This window comes from Caulobacter sp. HMWF025, assembly GCF_003060965.1.
Taxonomy (GTDB): Bacteria; Pseudomonadota; Alphaproteobacteria; order Caulobacterales; family Caulobacteraceae; genus Caulobacter.
Genome location: NZ_QAII01000019.1, coordinates 1 through 14,592 on the forward strand (window position 1 = coordinate 1; position 14,592 = coordinate 14,592).

The 14,592-nt window shown below is 67.3% G+C and carries 17 protein-coding genes and 1 tRNA gene; 11 read left to right on the top strand and 7 right to left on the bottom strand.

Features of this window, described 5'->3' with window-relative positions; translation table 11 throughout:
* A partial coding sequence (locus tag DBR10_RS02405; RefSeq protein ID WP_272482600.1) for a carboxyl transferase domain-containing protein occupies positions 1-437 on the bottom strand: 437 nt, incomplete at its 3' end.
* Positions 438-586: 149 nt separating this feature from the next.
* Here DBR10_RS02405 and DBR10_RS02410 point away from each other — a divergent pair.
* On the top strand, positions 587-2,005 hold the full coding sequence (locus DBR10_RS02410) for a helix-turn-helix domain-containing protein (RefSeq protein WP_108503796.1): 1,419 nt from the start codon (positions 587-589) through the stop codon (positions 2,003-2,005).
* A gap of 175 nt (positions 2,006-2,180) precedes the next feature.
* Here DBR10_RS02410 and DBR10_RS02415 read toward each other — a convergent pair.
* A tRNA-Lys gene (locus tag DBR10_RS02415) sits at positions 2,181-2,256 on the bottom strand.
* A gap of 81 nt (positions 2,257-2,337) precedes the next feature.
* Here DBR10_RS02415 and DBR10_RS02420 point away from each other — a divergent pair.
* Both DBR10_RS02420 and DBR10_RS02425 read left to right on the top strand, forming a co-directional pair.
* Complete coding sequence (locus tag DBR10_RS02420; protein WP_108503797.1) at positions 2,338-2,676, top strand: Hpt domain-containing protein; 339 nt, start codon at positions 2,338-2,340, stop codon at positions 2,674-2,676.
* A 96-nt stretch (positions 2,677-2,772) separates the two neighbouring features.
* Positions 2,773-3,603, top strand: a complete 831-nt coding sequence (locus tag DBR10_RS02425) for a TIGR00266 family protein (RefSeq protein WP_108556115.1) — start codon at positions 2,773-2,775, stop codon at positions 3,601-3,603.
* Positions 3,604-3,645: 42 nt separating this feature from the next.
* Here DBR10_RS02425 and DBR10_RS02430 read toward each other — a convergent pair whose 3' ends face one another.
* Both DBR10_RS02430 and gcvA read right to left on the bottom strand, forming a co-directional pair.
* The gene (locus DBR10_RS02430) at positions 3,646-3,978 is read right to left on the bottom strand and encodes a chorismate mutase (protein WP_108504794.1); all 333 of its coding nucleotides are present in this window, start codon (positions 3,976-3,978) and stop codon (positions 3,646-3,648) included.
* A 47-nt stretch (positions 3,979-4,025) separates the two neighbouring features.
* Positions 4,026-4,982, bottom strand: coding sequence for a transcriptional regulator GcvA (gcvA, locus tag DBR10_RS02435; RefSeq protein ID WP_108504795.1), 957 nt, complete (start codon positions 4,980-4,982; stop codon positions 4,026-4,028).
* A gap of 232 nt (positions 4,983-5,214) precedes the next feature.
* Between gcvA and cobA the strand changes: the two genes are divergently transcribed.
* From cobA to DBR10_RS02460, 5 genes are read left to right on the top strand one after another with little or no spacing between them, the layout of a single operon-like run.
* Positions 5,215-6,057: a uroporphyrinogen-III C-methyltransferase gene (gene cobA / locus DBR10_RS02440; protein ID WP_108556116.1), complete on the top strand. Its 843-nt coding sequence runs from the start codon at positions 5,215-5,217 to the stop codon at positions 6,055-6,057.
* A complete protein-coding gene (locus tag DBR10_RS02445; protein ID WP_108556117.1) occupies positions 6,054-6,416 on the top strand; it encodes a DUF2849 domain-containing protein in 363 nt (120 codons plus the stop codon). The genes cobA and DBR10_RS02445 overlap by 4 nt, the downstream gene beginning before the upstream one ends.
* A 2-nt stretch (positions 6,417-6,418) precedes the next feature.
* Positions 6,419-8,077, top strand: coding sequence for a nitrite/sulfite reductase (locus DBR10_RS02450; protein ID WP_108504797.1), 1,659 nt, complete (start codon positions 6,419-6,421; stop codon positions 8,075-8,077).
* The gene (locus DBR10_RS02455; protein WP_108504798.1) at positions 8,061-8,567 is read left to right on the top strand and encodes a DUF934 domain-containing protein; all 507 of its coding nucleotides are present in this window, start codon (positions 8,061-8,063) and stop codon (positions 8,565-8,567) included. Before DBR10_RS02450 ends, DBR10_RS02455 begins: the two co-directional genes overlap by 17 nt.
* The gene (locus DBR10_RS02460) at positions 8,567-9,310 is read left to right on the top strand and encodes a phosphoadenylyl-sulfate reductase (protein WP_108504799.1); all 744 of its coding nucleotides are present in this window, start codon (positions 8,567-8,569) and stop codon (positions 9,308-9,310) included. The genes DBR10_RS02455 and DBR10_RS02460 overlap by 1 nt, the downstream gene beginning before the upstream one ends.
* Before the next feature lie 118 nt (positions 9,311-9,428).
* Here the strand turns inward: DBR10_RS02460 and DBR10_RS02465 are convergent, their stop codons facing one another.
* Together DBR10_RS02465 and DBR10_RS02470 are read right to left on the bottom strand one after the other, a co-directional pair.
* Positions 9,429-11,606 (bottom strand): penicillin acylase family protein, encoded by a 2,178-nt coding sequence (locus tag DBR10_RS02465; protein WP_108556118.1) that lies wholly within the window; start codon positions 11,604-11,606, stop codon positions 9,429-9,431.
* A gap of 95 nt (positions 11,607-11,701) precedes the next feature.
* Positions 11,702-12,199 (bottom strand): 3D domain-containing protein, encoded by a 498-nt coding sequence (locus DBR10_RS02470; protein ID WP_108490161.1) that lies wholly within the window; start codon positions 12,197-12,199, stop codon positions 11,702-11,704.
* 87 nt (positions 12,200-12,286) lie between these two features.
* Between DBR10_RS02470 and DBR10_RS02475 the strand changes: the two genes are divergently transcribed.
* The 3 genes from DBR10_RS02475 to DBR10_RS02485 are packed head-to-tail and all read left to right on the top strand — an operon-like array spanning position 12,287 to position 14,382.
* The gene (locus tag DBR10_RS02475) at positions 12,287-12,874 is read left to right on the top strand and encodes a glutathione S-transferase family protein (protein WP_108490160.1); all 588 of its coding nucleotides are present in this window, start codon (positions 12,287-12,289) and stop codon (positions 12,872-12,874) included.
* Positions 12,875-12,896: 22 nt separating this feature from the next.
* Entirely contained in the window at positions 12,897-13,928 is a 1,032-nt protein-coding gene (locus tag DBR10_RS02480) for a S1/P1 Nuclease (RefSeq protein ID WP_108556119.1), read from the top strand.
* Between the two features lie 4 nt (positions 13,929-13,932).
* Positions 13,933-14,382: an NUDIX domain-containing protein gene (locus tag DBR10_RS02485; protein ID WP_233243209.1), complete on the top strand. Its 450-nt coding sequence runs from the start codon at positions 13,933-13,935 to the stop codon at positions 14,380-14,382.
* Here DBR10_RS02485 and DBR10_RS02490 read toward each other — a convergent pair.
* Positions 14,379-14,592: UrcA family protein (locus DBR10_RS02490; RefSeq protein ID WP_146187816.1), on the bottom strand; the 214-nt coding region annotated here is incomplete at its 5' end. The two genes, DBR10_RS02485 and DBR10_RS02490, sit on opposite strands and share 4 nt — an antisense overlap.

Consider the following 14,592-nt stretch of genomic DNA (forward strand, 5'->3'; position numbering starts at 1 on the left):
ATGTCGGCATAGCCGGCCAGCGAATCCACGCCTTCCTGGATGCGCGCGCCGCCGGCGTCGAACAGGCCGATCACCGGCGCGCCGACCTTCATGGCCAGGCGCTGCACCTTGACGATCTTGGCCGCATGCGCCCCCGACAGCGAGCCGCCGAACACCGTGAAGTCCTTGGAGAACACATAGACGATCTTGCCGTTGATCGTGCCCCAGCCGGTGACCACGCCGTCGCCGGGGATCTTCTGCTCCTGCATGCCGAAGTCGGCGCAGCGGTGCTCGACGAACATGTCGAACTCCTCGAACGAGCCCTCGTCCAGCAGAAGCTCGATCCGCTCGCGCGCCGTCAGCTTGCCCTTCGCATGCTGGGCCGCAACCCGCTTCTCGCCACCCCCGGCGCGAGCCTGCTCACGGCGACGGTCCAGTTCGTGAAGTATCGACTGCAAGGCTGCGCTCTCGATCGTGAAGTCATGAGGAATTGTCAGATCCACACAAATTCGGGAAACTGTGGCGACTGGCAAGCCTCACAAGCCTTCCATCAAGCCCGCAAGCGTGGTTTGTGAGGGTTGAGTTTGTGAAATGGAAAAGTTGTAAAGTGCGCGAAAAGCTCTTTATCGGCCCCAAGGTTCGCAATCTGCGCCAGGCGCGCGGCTGGAAGCTGGAGGTCTGCGCCACCCGTCTTGGGCTGTCGGCCAGTTATCTATCGCAGATCGAGGCCAACCAGCGGCCGATCACCGCGCGGGTCCTGATCGACATGATGCGGGTGTTCGAGGTCGATGCCTCGGCCCTGGATGCGGCCGACGACCAGAGGCTGATCGCCGACCTGCGTGAAGCCACCGCCGACCAGCTGGACCAGGGGCAGGCCCCGGGGCTGAACGAGCTGAAGCAGGCGGTTGCCAATACGCCGAACCTGGCGCGCTCCTATCTGGCCCTGCACCATGCCTATCGCCGGCTGGACGAGCGCCTGAAGGCCACCGAGGAGGCGGTGTCGCTGGACGAGACCGTCGCCGCCAGCGCCCTGCTGCCCTACGAGGAGGTCCGCGACTTCTTCCACTACCGCAACAACTATGTGCACAGCCTCGATGTCGCCGCCGAGGCGTTGTCGGAGGGGCTGGGCCTCGAGCCCGGTGGCTCGGCCGAGGCGGCCCTGGAGCGCTACCTCCAGACCCGGCTCGGCATCACGGTCGAGCGCTCGCTGGAGCGCGACCTGCTGCGGCGGTTCGATCGGAGCGAGGGGCGGCTGACCCTGGGCGCGGCGGACTCGGCGGCGACCCGCTGTTTCCAGATGGCCTATCAGATCGTCGCCCAGGTTCTTTCGGAGACCGTCGAGGCCGAGCTGGAGGCGGCGGGGCTGCGCAGCGACAGTGCCGCCAAGGTCTGCCGAACGGCACTCTATAACTATGCGGCCGGGGCGCTGCTGCTGCCCTATGAACGGTTCCGCGAAGCGGCGCGCACCATGCGCCACGACATCGAGCGCCTGGGCCTCACCTTCCAGACCAGCCTCGAGCAGGTCTGCCACCGGCTGAGCACCCTGCAGCGCCCGGGCGCGCGGGGCGTGCCGTTCTACTTTGTGCGCGTCGACCAGGCGGGCAATATCACCAAGCGCCACAGCGCCACCCGCTTCCAGTTCGCGCGGTTCGGCGGCACCTGTCCGCTGTGGAACGTGCACGACGCCTTTGCCCGTCCCGACAAGCTATTGGTGCAGCTGGCCGAGATGCCCGACGGCGTGCGCTATGTCTGTATCGCCCGGGGTGTGGTCAAGCGCTCCGGCTCGTTCCTGCAGCCCGACCGGCGCTACGCGCTCGGCCTCGGCTGCGAGGCTCAGTATGCGGACAATCTGGTCTATGCCGAGGGTCTGGATCTCGAAGGCCCGTCGATCCCGATCGGGGTCAGCTGCCGGATCTGTGAGCGCAACAACTGTCCGCAGCGCGCCTTCCCGCCGGTCGACCGCCTTTTCGACGTTCTGGAAGACGAGCGCCGGGTGACGCCGTTTGCGCTCAGGTCGCCCACCTGACCTCTGCCGCAAGATCACGGCCCGCCCGGCGGTCAGCGCCTCTGGTGTTTTTCCGGGGGCCGGCGTACCGGAAGGGCAGGGGGCTGCAGGCGCGACTCCCGGAACGGCAAACGGGAAACGGACAGGGCTTTTCCCCCGAGGGGAAAATTCCAAGTCACTGAATTTTAGGAGGAAGTGGTGGGCGCAGTAGGATTCGAACCTACGACCCGCTGATTAAGAGTCAGCTGCTCTACCAACTGAGCTATGCGCCCGCGCGGTCCGAAGCCCTTGCTTGCCTCGGCGGCGAGGCGCGGAACATACGCAAAGATTCCTGGAACGCAAGGGGCTATTTCATGGCCAGACGAGACATTAGTGGCGCTGTCGATTTCGCCTACCTGGAAGGCTTCGCCGCCGGGGATTCCGGGGTGGTCGCCGAGGTGCTGGCGCTGTTCCGGGAGCAGGCGGCGATGTGGACCCCGTTGCTGGATCCGGCCCATCCCGGCTGGCAGGATGCGGTCCATACGGTCAAGGGGGCGGCCCGCGGCGTGGGGGCTGTGGCGCTTGGCGATGTGTGCGAGCAGGCCGAGGCCGGTGAGGCGGGGCTGGATGCGGTGCGCACAGCCCTGGATGCGGCCCTGATGGACATCGCCGCCTATACCCATGAGCAGATGCTGAAGTCCCTCAAGGGCTAGTCTCGCCCCCTCAGGGCCAGTCTGAACGATGTGTAATTGGCCCTCCCGGCGGCAGCCGCCTAAAAGAGGGCTCCATTCAACAGGAGCGCCAGACCCATGTCTTCCAGCCCTTGGCACCACCAGCGCAGCGCCAGCGTCGCCGACGATATCGACTTCGACATCAAGGGCCAGGAGCTGCAGTTCCTGGAGATCGAACTCGATCCCGGCGAGAGCGCCGTAGCCGAAGCCGGCTCGTTCGTCTGGAAGGATGCCAGCGTCCAGATGACCACCGTGTTCGGCGACGGCTCGGGCGACCAGGGCGGCGGCTTCATGGGCAAGCTGCTGGGGGCCGGCAAGCGGCTGGTGACCGGCGAGAGCCTGTTCACCACCGTCTTCACCCATACCGGCCAGGGCAAGGCCCGGGTGGCCTTCGCCTCGCCGACGCCGGGCTCGATCCTGCCGCTGAACCTGGGCCAGCTGGGCGGGCAGCTGATCTGCCAAAAGGACAGCTTCCTGGCCGCCGCGCGCGGCGTCTCCATCGGCATCCACTTCCAGAAGCGTCTGATGACCGGCCTGTTCGGCGGCGAAGGCTTCATCATGCAGAAGCTGGAAGGCGACGGCTGGGTCTTCGTCCAGATGGGCGGCACCCTGGTTGAGCGCGAACTGGCCCCCGGCGAGGAGCTCCATGTCGATACGGGCTGTCTGGCCGCCTATACCCCCGGCGTCGACTTCGACCTGGTGATGGCCGGCGGGGTCAAGAGCATGCTGTTCGGCGGTGAGGGCCTGTTCTTCGCCCGCCTGCGCGGCCCGGGGAAGGTCTGGATCCAGTCCCTGCCGTTCTCGCGCCTGGCGGGCCGGATGATGCAGGCCGCCCAGGGCCAGGGCAGCAACCAGGGCGAGGGTTCGCTGCTGGGCGGGCTGGGCGATCTGATCGGCGGGAACCGGTAGGGTCTTACGTCTCCCTTCCCCCTCGATGGGGGAAGGGGGCTGCTACGAGCCCTTCGTGCTGTCCCAGCTGGCATATTCATAGGCGATGCAGCGGTCGATCAGGGTGCGCCACACCGGTTCGGCGATGGCTTCCGACAGGCCGGCCTCGCGGGCGGCGGCCCTGACCTTGGCGACGACGTCCTCGATGCGGGCCCTGTCGAAGACCTTGCTGCGGTCGGCCTTGATGCGGGCGGCGGCCTCCATATAGCCCTGCCGCTCGACCAGCAGCGCTACCAGGGCGCGGTCGAGAGCGTCCACGCCCTGACGGACGTCGACCATGGTCTGGCAGTCGGCGGGGGCAAGGCGCGCGTCGACACTGAGAGTCGTCTTGATCATGCGCCCCTTTAAGCGGTTTTGGCGTGCGGGGGAAACTGCCCGACGGGCTAAATTCCCGCGCCGTTGTCGAGGGTCAGCAGCGCGGCCTCGTGAGCAGCAGCCTCGTCCTTCAGCCAGTTGACGAAGGCCTTGACCTGCGGAAGTCGCCCCTTGGCCTTGGGGTGGACGACGTAATACGCAAAGTCGACGGCCGTGGCCATTTCGAACGGGATCACCAGCCGGCCGGCGTCGAGGTCGGCCTGGGCCAGGGTGCGCTTGGCGAGCGCGATGCCGCGACCGTTGGCGGCGGCCTCGATCACCAGGCTGGACTGGTTGAAGCGGGGGCCGCGGCTGCCGTCGACATGGCGCAGACCCCGGGCCGCCAGCCACATGGCCCAGTCTGGGCAGCTGTCGTCGGCATCGGGCGAGCCGTCATGCAGCAGGATGTGGTGGGCCAGGTCTTCGGGGCCGGCGAGCACATTTCCAGCCAGCAGTTCGGGGCTGGCCACAGGTACGACGGTTTCGTTGAGCAGGCGGGTCACTTCCAGGCCCGGATAGCGGCCCGACCCGTAGCGGATGGCCAGATCGACCTCGCCGGCGGCGAAGTCGACCACGTCCATACCGGCCGACAGCCAGACATCGACCTGGGGCTGGGCCTGCTCGAACTTGCCCAGGCGCGGCACGAGCCACTTGGCGGCGAAGGACGGAGCCGCCGTCAGGGTCAGGCGGCGGCCGTCGACGGCGGCGGTCAGCAGGGAGGCGGCCTCGGCCAGGCGGTCAAAGGCCTCGCGCAGGGCGGGCAGGGCGGTCTGGGCCGCGTCGGTCAGCAGCAGGCCCTTGGGCGTGCGCTTGAACAGGGCGGCCCCGACATAGTCCTCGAGATTCTGGATCTGCTGGCTGACGGCACCCGGGGTCACCGACAGCTCGTCCGCTGCCCGGCTGAAGTTGAGGTGACGTGCGGCCGCCTCGAACGCCCGCAGGGCGTTGAGAGGCGGAAGTCGACGTCGCTCGCTCTGTCTTTCCATGAGTTTTACTGAACGCCCCGGCAGAAGTCCTTGTTTGCGAATTGGACCGCCGGCGACCAGTTTGCAAGGGTTCGCTGGCGGATCGGCCCTTTTCGTCGGCTTACGCGCCGGGGCCGTCCCAAGGGGCGGCCCCGTCTTTCTTTTGAGACAAGAGAGGGGGCGTTCTTCGGAGCGACCCCGTCTTGCATTCCGCCGGTCTAACCCGACCGTGTTGATAGAGGTTGTCGCGTTCATGCCCCGGCCCACGGCCCGAAACGTCAAGCCCGGCCTCGTCCTTCTCGACGGGACGGCCCCTACGCGTGCCCCTGGCGTGGTGTGGCTGGTCGGCGCCGGCCCCGGTGATCCCGAGCTTCTGACGGTCAAGGCCTTCAACGCGCTGCGCGCCGCCGACGTGCTGGTGCATGACGGCCTGGTGTCTTCAGAAATTCTCGACCTGGCCCCGACAGCGGCCCGGCGAATCGACGTGTCCAAGCGCAAGTCGCGCCACACCCTGCCGCAGGACGACATCAACCAGCTGCTGGTCGCCCTGGCGCGGGAAGGCCTGACGGTCGTGCGGCTGAAGGGGGGCGATCCGTTCCTGTTCGGTCGCGGCGGCGAGGAGCTGGCCGCCTGCCGCGCCGCCGGCCTTGAATGCCGGGTCGTGCCCGGTGTTACCGCCGCACTTGCGGCGTCGGCCGGTGCCGGGGCCCCGCTGACCCACCGCGGTTCGGCCCAGGCCGTGACCTTTGTCACCGGCCATGCGGCTCACGGCGAGCCGGATCTGGACTGGCCTTCGTTGGCCCGGCCCAACCAGACCGTCGTCGTCTATATGGGCGTCTCGACCGCCGGCCTGATCGCCGGACGGCTGATCGGCGCCGGCCGCGCGGCCTCGACCCCGGCCCTGATCGTCGAGAACGCCAGCCGGGTCGACGAGCGTCGGATCCTGACGACGCTGGCGGGTCTGGCCCACTCGGCCGAAGGCCTCAAGGGCCCGGCCCTGCTGATGGTCGGTGAGGCCATGGCCTTGGCCGACGTCTCACCGGTCCAGACTGACGTTTCCCTGTCCCAATCGTTCGAGCGGAGCTCGCGCTCATGAAAGCCATCACCGCCAACCGCCTGCTCGACGGCGAGGTCGTGTTCTGGAAGGCCGGCCAGTGGGTCGACGCCTTCGGCGACGCGCAGCTGTTCGACAATGACGACGCGGCCGTCGAGGCCGCTGTCGCCACCGGCAAGGGTCAGCCGACCGTGGTGGTCGACGTCTATCCGATCGACCTGACCCCGTCGGAAGGTCACTGGGCCCCGGTCAGCTATCGCGAGCGCATCCGGGCCCTAGGCCCGACCAACGAACCCACCCATGGCAAGCAGGCTGAAGGCGGCGAGGCTATCGACGCCCTGCGCCATGCCGCCGGTGCCGCCCGCTCGACCGGCCGCGTCGACCTGATCCGCAGGAAGTAACGATGTACCAGTACGACGCCATCGATCGTGAGTTCCTGGTCGACCGCTCCAACGAGTTTCGCGGCCAGGTCCAGCGCCGCCTCGCCGGAGAGCTGACCGAAGACCAGTTCAAGCCGCTGCGGTTGATGAACGGCCTCTATCTGCAACTGCACGCCTACATGCTGCGGGTCGCCATTCCGTACGGCTCGCTGAACCCCGCCCAGATGCGTCGCTTGGCCTGGATCGCCCGCACCTATGACAAGGGCTACGGGCACATGACCACGCGTCAGAACATCCAGTTCAACTGGGTGAAGCTGAAGGACGCGCCGGACATCCTCGACGCCCTGGCCCAGGTCGATCTGCACGCCATCCAGACCAGCGGCAACTGCATTCGCAACACCACCTCCGACCCCTATGCCGGAGCGACGGCCGAGGAGGTGGATGATCCGCGGGTCTGGTGCGAGGTGATCCGCCAGTGGTCGACCCTGCATCCCGAGTTCAGCTATCTGCCGCGCAAGTTCAAGATCGCCGTCACGGCCTCGGCCCGGGACCGTACAGCCGCCAAGGTGCATGACATCGGTCTGATGCTGCGTCGGGCCCGCGACGGGTCGCTGGGCTTCGAGGTGATCGTCGGCGGCGGCCAGGGGCGGACGCCCCATGTCGGCCCGACCATCAAGGAGCACCTGCCGGTCGGTCGCCTGCTCAGCTATCTGGAAGCCGTTCTGCGGGTCTATAACCGCCACGGTCGCCGCGACAACATCTACAAGGCCCGGATCAAGATCCTGGTCGCGGCACTCGGCGCCGAGGAGTTCGGCCGTCAGGTGGAAGAGGAATGGGCCAAGATCGACGCGGCCCGCGCCGATCTGCCCGACACCGAACTGGCCCGCATCCGCGGAGCCTTCGCCGCGACCCCGTTCGAGACCCTGCCGGCCGTGTCTGAGCCCTTCGAGGCTGCCCGTGCGGCCAGCCCGGCCCTGCAACGTTTCGTGCGCAACAACGTCAAGCCGCACAAGAAGCCCGGCTATGCCATTGTCGAGATCTCGCTGAAGGCGCAGGGCCAGACGCCGGGCGACGCCACGGCGGACCAGTTGGATGTGGTGGCCGATCTCGCCGAGCGGTACGGCCTCAACGACGTGCGCGTGACCCACGCCCAGAACCTGGTTTTGCCGCATGTGAAGCTGGATGACCTGCCGGCCGTCCACGCCGCCCTGGCGGCGGCCGATCTGGCCACGGCCAATATTGATCTCGCCAGCGACATTATCGCCTGCCCGGGGCTCGACTACTGCGCCCTGGCCAATGCCCGGGCCATCGGGGTCGCCCAGGACATCGCCGCAAAGTTTGCCGACGAGGACCGGGCCGAAACGGTGGGTGAGCTGAAGATCAAGATCAGCGGCTGCATCAATGCCTGCGGCCACCACCACGTGGCCCATATCGGCATTCTGGGCGTCGATAAGAAGGGCGAGGAATTCTACCAGCTGTCGCTGGGCGGATCGGGCGCGGAAGACGCCTCGATCGGCAAGATCCTCGGTCCTGCCCTGCCGGCCGACAAGGTCGCCGGCGCCATCGACACCCTGGTGGAGGCCTATCTGGGCCTGCGCAACGGCGAGGAGCGGTTCCTCGACACCTATCGTCGCGTCGGGCTCGAGCCCTTCAAGGAGGCGGTCTATGTCCAGGCTGATTAAGCTGACCCACGGCGTCGCGGCCTATGTCGAAGACACCTTCGTCTCGCTGGCCGACGAGGATGCCATCCCTGAGACCGGCGATGTCATCCTGTCCCTGAGCCGCTTCCAGCTGGAGGGCGACGCCCTGCTGTCGTCCAACAGCCGCAAGGTCGGCGTGCGGATTGAGCCCAGCGAAGAGGTCGAGGCCCTGGCCTATGACCTGCCGCGGCTGGCGTTGGTGGCTGTGGCCTTTCCGAAGTTCCGGGACGGCCGGGCCTATACCTCGGCCCGGCTCCTGCGCGAGCGGCTGAACTATGCCGGCGAGGTCCGCGCGGTCGGTGATGTTCTGCAGGAACAGGCCGGCTTCATGGTCCGCTGCGGCTTTGACGCCTTTGTGCCCGCCGACGGAGCCGGGCCGGAGGCCTGGACCAGGGCTGTCGGCCGCTTCCGCCATGTCTATCAGCGCGCCGCCGATGGCCGTCCTGCGGCCCTCGAGGAAAGAACGGCGTGATGGCGTACGACCAGACGGATGCCGCGCCAGGCGGTCTGGCCGCCCGGCTGAACGCGGAGCTGCGCGATGCGCATCCGCTTGAGATCCTGACCCGGGCCTATGAGACCTATGGCGACCGTCTGGCGCTGGTCTCGTCGTTCGGGGCGGAATCGGCGGTCCTGCTGCACCTGGCGGCCCGGGTGTCGCCGGACATCAGCATCCTGTTTCTCGATACCGGCATGCTGTTTGGCCAGACCCTCGACTATCGCAAGCAGCTGGCGGCCGGGCTCGGCCTCACCGATGTTCGCGACCTGCGTCCGGCCTTTGCCGATCTGGCCACCCAGGACCCCAAGTCTGATCTCTGGCGGACCGACGTCGACGGCTGCTGCCATATCCGCAAGGTCCTGCCGCTGGACCGGGCGCTGGGCGGTTTCGAGGCGTGGATTACCGGCCGCAAGCGCTTCCACGGCGGCGATCGCCTGCGCCTGGCCGTGGTCGAGGAGGCCGACGGCAAGATCAAGTTCAACCCGCTGGCCAACTGGTCCAAGGCCGAGCTGGACGCCTATGTCACCGAGCATGACCTGCCGGCCCATCCGCTGGTCGCCCAGGGCTTCCCGTCGGTGGGTTGCTGGCCCTGCACCAAGCCGGCGGAGGACGGCGATGACGTCCGGGCCGGTCGCTGGGCCGGTCAGGAGAAGACCGAGTGCGGCATCCACGTCGCCCGCGCCCCCGGCGTAGCCCCGAACGTGGGCGGGGATATCTAGGGAGACTTGCCCCCACCGGGCTGCTGCGCAGCCGTCCGCCCCCGTAGGGGGCGGATGATATTGTTTTCCCCCTTCGGGCGAGGAGCGCCGCAGGCGCGGAGGGGGCCAGTGCTGGCCACTACTCCCCCGGCCGGTACCGCCGCGCCACGTGGCCCTTCAGGTCTTCCGGATAGAAATAGACCTCGCGCAAATTGCCCTGGGCGTAGCGCGTCGCCTGGTCGTTGAAGTGCGGCGAGGCCGGATCGCCGCTTTCACCGCCGGCGGAAACCGCCCGGGCCCGGACCTTTTTGCCGAACTCGACCACGGCCACGAAACTGTTGCCCGAGGTGCCGTAGTATTTTTTGGTTCCGGGCCAGCGCTTGGCACCGAAGGAGGCCAGCGAGCCCCACTGGGCCGAGGTGAAGGGCACGGGGATGCTGGGCTTCGCGTCATCAAACGTCTGGACGATCGCCCCGTCATTGCGCTGGAAGCGGTTGATCTCGCCCCAGGGGGTTTTCCACGATCCGAAGTCGATGGTCAGACGGTCAGAGGCCTCGGCCAGGGCCTTCAGCTTCTCGGCCGGTGTCGAAAGGTCGGCCATGTAGTCATAGACATTGACGCCCCTGGCCTTGGCGGCGGGCGCCGCCGTGGCCCATAGGGCCTCGCCCCAGAACACCGCCAGCGAGGTGGCCTCGGACCGGGCTGACCACTTGTAGTCCCAGCCCTGGAGCAGGGCGATCTGGTCGGCCAGCTTCGCCTTAAGCGGATCGTCGGCGGCCGTGGCGTCATAGGCCGCCGTCAGCCTCGGGACCAGCCGGGCAAAGGCGGTCAGATACGGGTCATAGGCCGCACCGAGCAGGCCGGGCAGGGTGAAGTCCTTGCGACCCTCCAGAACCCGGATGGCATGCAGGCCGCGCGGATTTTCGCCGAAGGTGTCCATGTATTTCGGGAAGTCGGCCTGCCGGGGGCTGTCCGGCCCCGCCGCCGAATAGGGCCAGTTGTTGGTGTTGTATGCCCAGCCATTGGCCGGATTGACGACGCGGGGTGCCTCGTCGAGCTCATGCAGCCCCTTCCAGTCGGTGGCCGGATCAGACCCGTCGACCGGCTGGGTATAGTCGAAGCGGTCGTCGCGCCGCGGAATGAACTGCGGGTGCAGATAGGCGATGGTGCCTTTTGAGTCCGCGAACAGGGTGTTGTTCGACGAATTGGCCTTCAGCGCCGCCACCTTCATGAACGACGCATAGTCGGTGGCCTTGGTGCGCAGGAACGACTGTTCCAGGGCCGCGACCGGCCTGTTCATCAGGGCGACGCTGATCCACTTGCCGTCGGCCTCGCGCACGATGGGGCCATGGTGGGTGCGATAGACCGTGAAGCGCCGCTCAGCCTTCGTGCCGTCGGCCGCTCGATACGGGATGGTGATCGTCTCGCTGACGACCGGCCTCAGGGCCTTGCCATAGCGATAGAAGCGCTGGCCGTCCTTCTCGACCAGGGTTTCAGCGAACTCGTCGACGACGTCGACGCCGCTGGAGGTGTGCATCCAGCCCGCCCTGGCGTTGAAGCCCTGGTAGATGAAGAACTGGCCCCAGGTCGTCGCGCCATAGGCGTTCAGGCCCTGGTCGCTGCTGACCTGCATCTCCGAGCGGAAAAAGAACGAGGTGTGCGGGTTGATCAGCAGCAGGGCGTTGCCGGCCAGGGTCCGGGACGGCGCGATGGCGATGCCGTTCGACCCGGTCGGCTCGCGGAAGGTCAGGCCCTTTTCGTCGTCATTCAGGGCCATCTGGCGCTTGCCGTAGAAGGCCTCGAGCTGGCTCAGCGAAATCCGCTCGATATCGCCGCCGATGCTGCCTTCGGAAAAGCTCAGCGCCATCCAGGGCTCGAACCGGGTGATCGTGCGCGGTTTCACCTCGGGATGGGTGGCGAGGTAGAAGTTCAGCCCGTCAGCCCAGCCGTTCATCAGCGCCTTGAGCCAGGCGGGGCTTTTCGCGTAGTCGACCTTGAGGACCTCGGGATCGATGAACAGCCGCTGGCGCAGGTCGCTCCAGATGGCCTTTTCACCCTCTGCTTCCGCCGTGCGGCCGAGGGCGGTGATGTAGTTGGTTTCAACCCGGTTGAAGTCGTCCTCGGCCTGGGCATAGGCCATGCCGAACACCGCATCGGCATCGGTCTTGCCGTGGATGTGGGCGATGCCCCAGGTGTCACGGGTAATCTCGATCCCGGCGGCGCGGGCCTTCAGACGGGTGAGATTGTCGGCCGCGTGAGCGGGCAGGGCCAGACTGCCCAGAACCGCGATCCATGCCAGCTTGCTGAAAACACCCATCCGCGACCCCCTAGAACCTTCTCAGATCCTGTCCCGGTCGCATTGTGTAGGCTGTGCCTTGCCGTTCACCAAGCGGTGCCGACCGGTCTGGCTGTCTATTGCGGCGGGCAGCCCTTGAACTCGCCGACCTTGGTCACCGAAAGGTCCGCCAGGTTCAGGCTTTTCAGCGGGGCCATGGACTTGGCACCCGAGCCGCTGAACAGGTCCAGCTTCAGGCCCTTGATCGCGCCGCCGATGTCCGAGGCGTACCAGTAGCCGTCATGGGCGGTGCCGTCCGGCATCGGCAGGCCGACGGTTTCCTTGATGAACAGCACGGTGCGGCGCGGGATCACCTTCGGGTCGACGGCCACGGTGCGCATGGCGGCGACCTTGCAGCCCAGGGAGTCCAGGCCACGAATGCCCTTGGCCCCCGCATGATACAGGGTGGCGCGCATCTTCCACTCGAGGCTGCCCGGCAGGGTCCCGGTCAGGGCCCCGGTGATCAGGTCGCCGAGCGGGTCGTTCTGGGGCGCGGACTCGGAGTCTGAAGCGAAGGCGGGGAGGGCGGTGGACATGGCCAAAACGGCCAAAAATCCGGCGAGCGTGCGACGCATCGAGGGAATCCTCTTATCGGCGTATCTGTCGGGCGGTCGGTGAATAGTCCGATCACGGTCTCGTGACAACCCACTGGAGGTGTAGTCGTGTCCATACGCATCTATGGCGATACCAAGTCCGGCAACTGCCTGAAGGTGAAATGGGTCGCCTGCCATCTGGGCCTGGCCTTCGACTGGGTCGAGATCGACATCCTGAAATCGGAGTCGCGGACCCCGCAGTTCATGGCGCTGAACCCGGCCGGACAGGTGCCGCTGGTGGTGCTGGCCGACGGTCGCCCCCTGGCCCAGTCCAACGCAATCCTGATCCATCTGGCCGAAGGCTCGGACCTCATCCCGGCCGATGCCTATGATCGCGCCCGCATGCTGGAATGGATGTTCTGGGAGCAGTACAGCCACGAGCCCTATGTCGCCGTGGCCCGCTTCCAGATGGCCTATCTGGGCAAGCCCCGCGAGGACCTCGATCCCAAGCTGGTCGAGCGTGGCGCCGCCGCCTTGCAGCGGCTCGAAACCCAGCTGGTTCAGACGCCCTATCTCGTGGGGGATAGCCTCACACTGGCGGACGTCGCTCTGGTGGCCTACACCCGGGTGGCCCACGAAGGGGGTTTTGACCTGTCCCTGTATCCGGCCGTTCAGGCCTGGATCGGGCGGGTGGAGTCCGGCCTGGGTGTGTCCTGAGTTGATCCAATGCGGAGTGCGCATGTCGCGACTGTCGTCCAGCCTTAAAGTCCTCGTCCTGGCCGCCGCACTCGCGGCACCGGCCCAGTCTGCCCTGGCCTGGGGCGCATCCGGCCACCGTGTGGTCGGGGTTGTCGGGACCCGCAGCCTGCCGTCGGACGTTCCGGCCTTCCTGCGGACCGAGGCGGCGATCGCCACCATCGGTGAATATGCGCGTGAGCCGGACCGCTCGAAGGGCTCGGGCAAGATCCACGACCATGACCGCGATTCCGCCCACTTCCTCGACATCGATGACCAGGGTCGCATGTATGGCGGGCCGATGTTCACGGTCGAAACCCTGCCGCCGACCCGCGCCGACTATGAGACCGCGCTGCGGGCGGCGGGCACCGACAGCTGGAAGGCCGGCTATCTGCCCTATGCGATGATCGACGGCTACCAGCAACTGGTGAAAGACTTCACCTACTGGCGCATCCTGGTCGCCGCCGAGAAGATGGCCACCGATCCGGTCCGCAAGGCCTGGTATGCCGCTGATCTCAAGCGCCGCGAGGAGCTCCTGCTCCGCGACCTGGGTACCTGGGCCCATTATGTCGGCGATGCCAGCCAGCCCATGCACCTGTCGGTGCACTACAATGGCTGGGGCGACTATCCCAATCCCAACGGCTACACCCAGTCGCGCTCCACCCACTTCAACTTCGAGGGTCCCCTGGCCAAGGCGGCGGGGGACGAGGCCGCGGTCACCCGGCTGATGCCGGCCTATGTGAACTGCGCCTGCTCGATCGAAACCCGAGTCGTCGGCTATCTGACCAAGACCTGGAAGCTGACTGAGCCGCTCTATGCGCTCGAGAAGGCCGGCGGCATGGTCGAGACCGATCCGCGTGGCCGGGCCTTCGTTCAGGAGCGTCTGGCGGCCGGGGCCGCAGCCCTGCGCGATCTGGTGACCGATGCCTGGCGTGACAGTGCCAATGGCAAGATCGGCTATCGCCCCGAGATCACGGTGGCGGATGTCGAGAGCGGCAAGGCCGATCCCTGGAATGACCTCTACGGCAAGGACTAGATCCTTGTACGCCTTCGGACAGGCTGTTGCGGGCCTCGACTACCGGGAGCGGGCGGCCGCCTTCGGGGTGGTGGAAAACGCGCTCGGCCAGATTGCCCTGGTCGAGGTGACCAAGCCCGGCAAGCCGCCGTATTTCGACCTGCCCGGCGGGGCGGTCGAGTCGGGTGAGACCGAGTCTCAGGCCGTGGTGCGGGAGTTCGGCGAAGAGACCGGTCTGATCGTCGCGGTCGACCGTCTGATCCTGACCGTGTCTCAGTTTTTCCTGAAGTCCGACGGCGAGCCGGTGCGCAATGTCGGCGGGGTGCACGGGGCCCGGGCGGTGGGGGAGGACACCGCCCTCAAGGTCGAGGACGATCACCGGCTGGTCTGGCTGGACCCGCGCGATGCCGTCGTCGCCCTGCGCCACGACGCCCATGCCTGGGCGGTCGCAGCGTGGATGCGCAGCCCGAACTAGCGGGCCGCGAGCTGGGTCGGAGCGGCACGCCCGGCGCGGCGCAGGTCGGCCAGCTGGGTGCGGCTCAGTTCGGCCTGGGCGTCGGCATGGAAGTCCCGGTGGCAGGCATAGACCGACAGCCTGCCCAGGCGCTCGGCATGGGTGCGGGCGGCGCAAACCGTATCGGCTGCATCGCGGGTGCGGCGATGGAACTCGGCGGCGTCGGCGGGG

What these genes read in the sequence shown, in the direction of transcription:
- DBR10_RS02420 (WP_108503797.1), top strand. Translation starts at nt 2,338, where the DNA reads ATGGCCAGACGAGACATTAGTGGCGCTGTCGATTTCGCCTACCTGGAA.
- DBR10_RS02425 (WP_108556115.1), top strand. Translation starts at nt 2,773, where the DNA reads ATGTCTTCCAGCCCTTGGCACCACCAGCGCAGCGCCAGCGTCGCCGAC.
- DBR10_RS02430 (WP_108504794.1), bottom strand. Translation starts at nt 3,978, where the DNA reads ATGATCAAGACGACTCTCAGTGTCGACGCGCGCCTTGCCCCCGCCGAC.
- gcvA (WP_108504795.1), bottom strand. Translation starts at nt 4,982, where the DNA reads ATGGAAAGACAGAGCGAGCGACGTCGACTTCCGCCTCTCAACGCCCTG.
- cobA (WP_108556116.1), top strand. Translation starts at nt 5,215, where the DNA reads ATGCCCCGGCCCACGGCCCGAAACGTCAAGCCCGGCCTCGTCCTTCTC.
- DBR10_RS02445 (WP_108556117.1), top strand. Translation starts at nt 6,054, where the DNA reads ATGAAAGCCATCACCGCCAACCGCCTGCTCGACGGCGAGGTCGTGTTC.
- DBR10_RS02450 (WP_108504797.1), top strand. Translation starts at nt 6,419, where the DNA reads ATGTACCAGTACGACGCCATCGATCGTGAGTTCCTGGTCGACCGCTCC.
- DBR10_RS02455 (WP_108504798.1), top strand. Translation starts at nt 8,061, where the DNA reads ATGTCCAGGCTGATTAAGCTGACCCACGGCGTCGCGGCCTATGTCGAA.
- DBR10_RS02460 (WP_108504799.1), top strand. Translation starts at nt 8,567, where the DNA reads ATGGCGTACGACCAGACGGATGCCGCGCCAGGCGGTCTGGCCGCCCGG.
- DBR10_RS02465 (WP_108556118.1), bottom strand. Translation starts at nt 11,606, where the DNA reads ATGGGTGTTTTCAGCAAGCTGGCATGGATCGCGGTTCTGGGCAGTCTG.
- DBR10_RS02470 (WP_108490161.1), bottom strand. Translation starts at nt 12,199, where the DNA reads ATGCGTCGCACGCTCGCCGGATTTTTGGCCGTTTTGGCCATGTCCACC.
- DBR10_RS02480 (WP_108556119.1), top strand. Translation starts at nt 12,897, where the DNA reads ATGTCGCGACTGTCGTCCAGCCTTAAAGTCCTCGTCCTGGCCGCCGCA.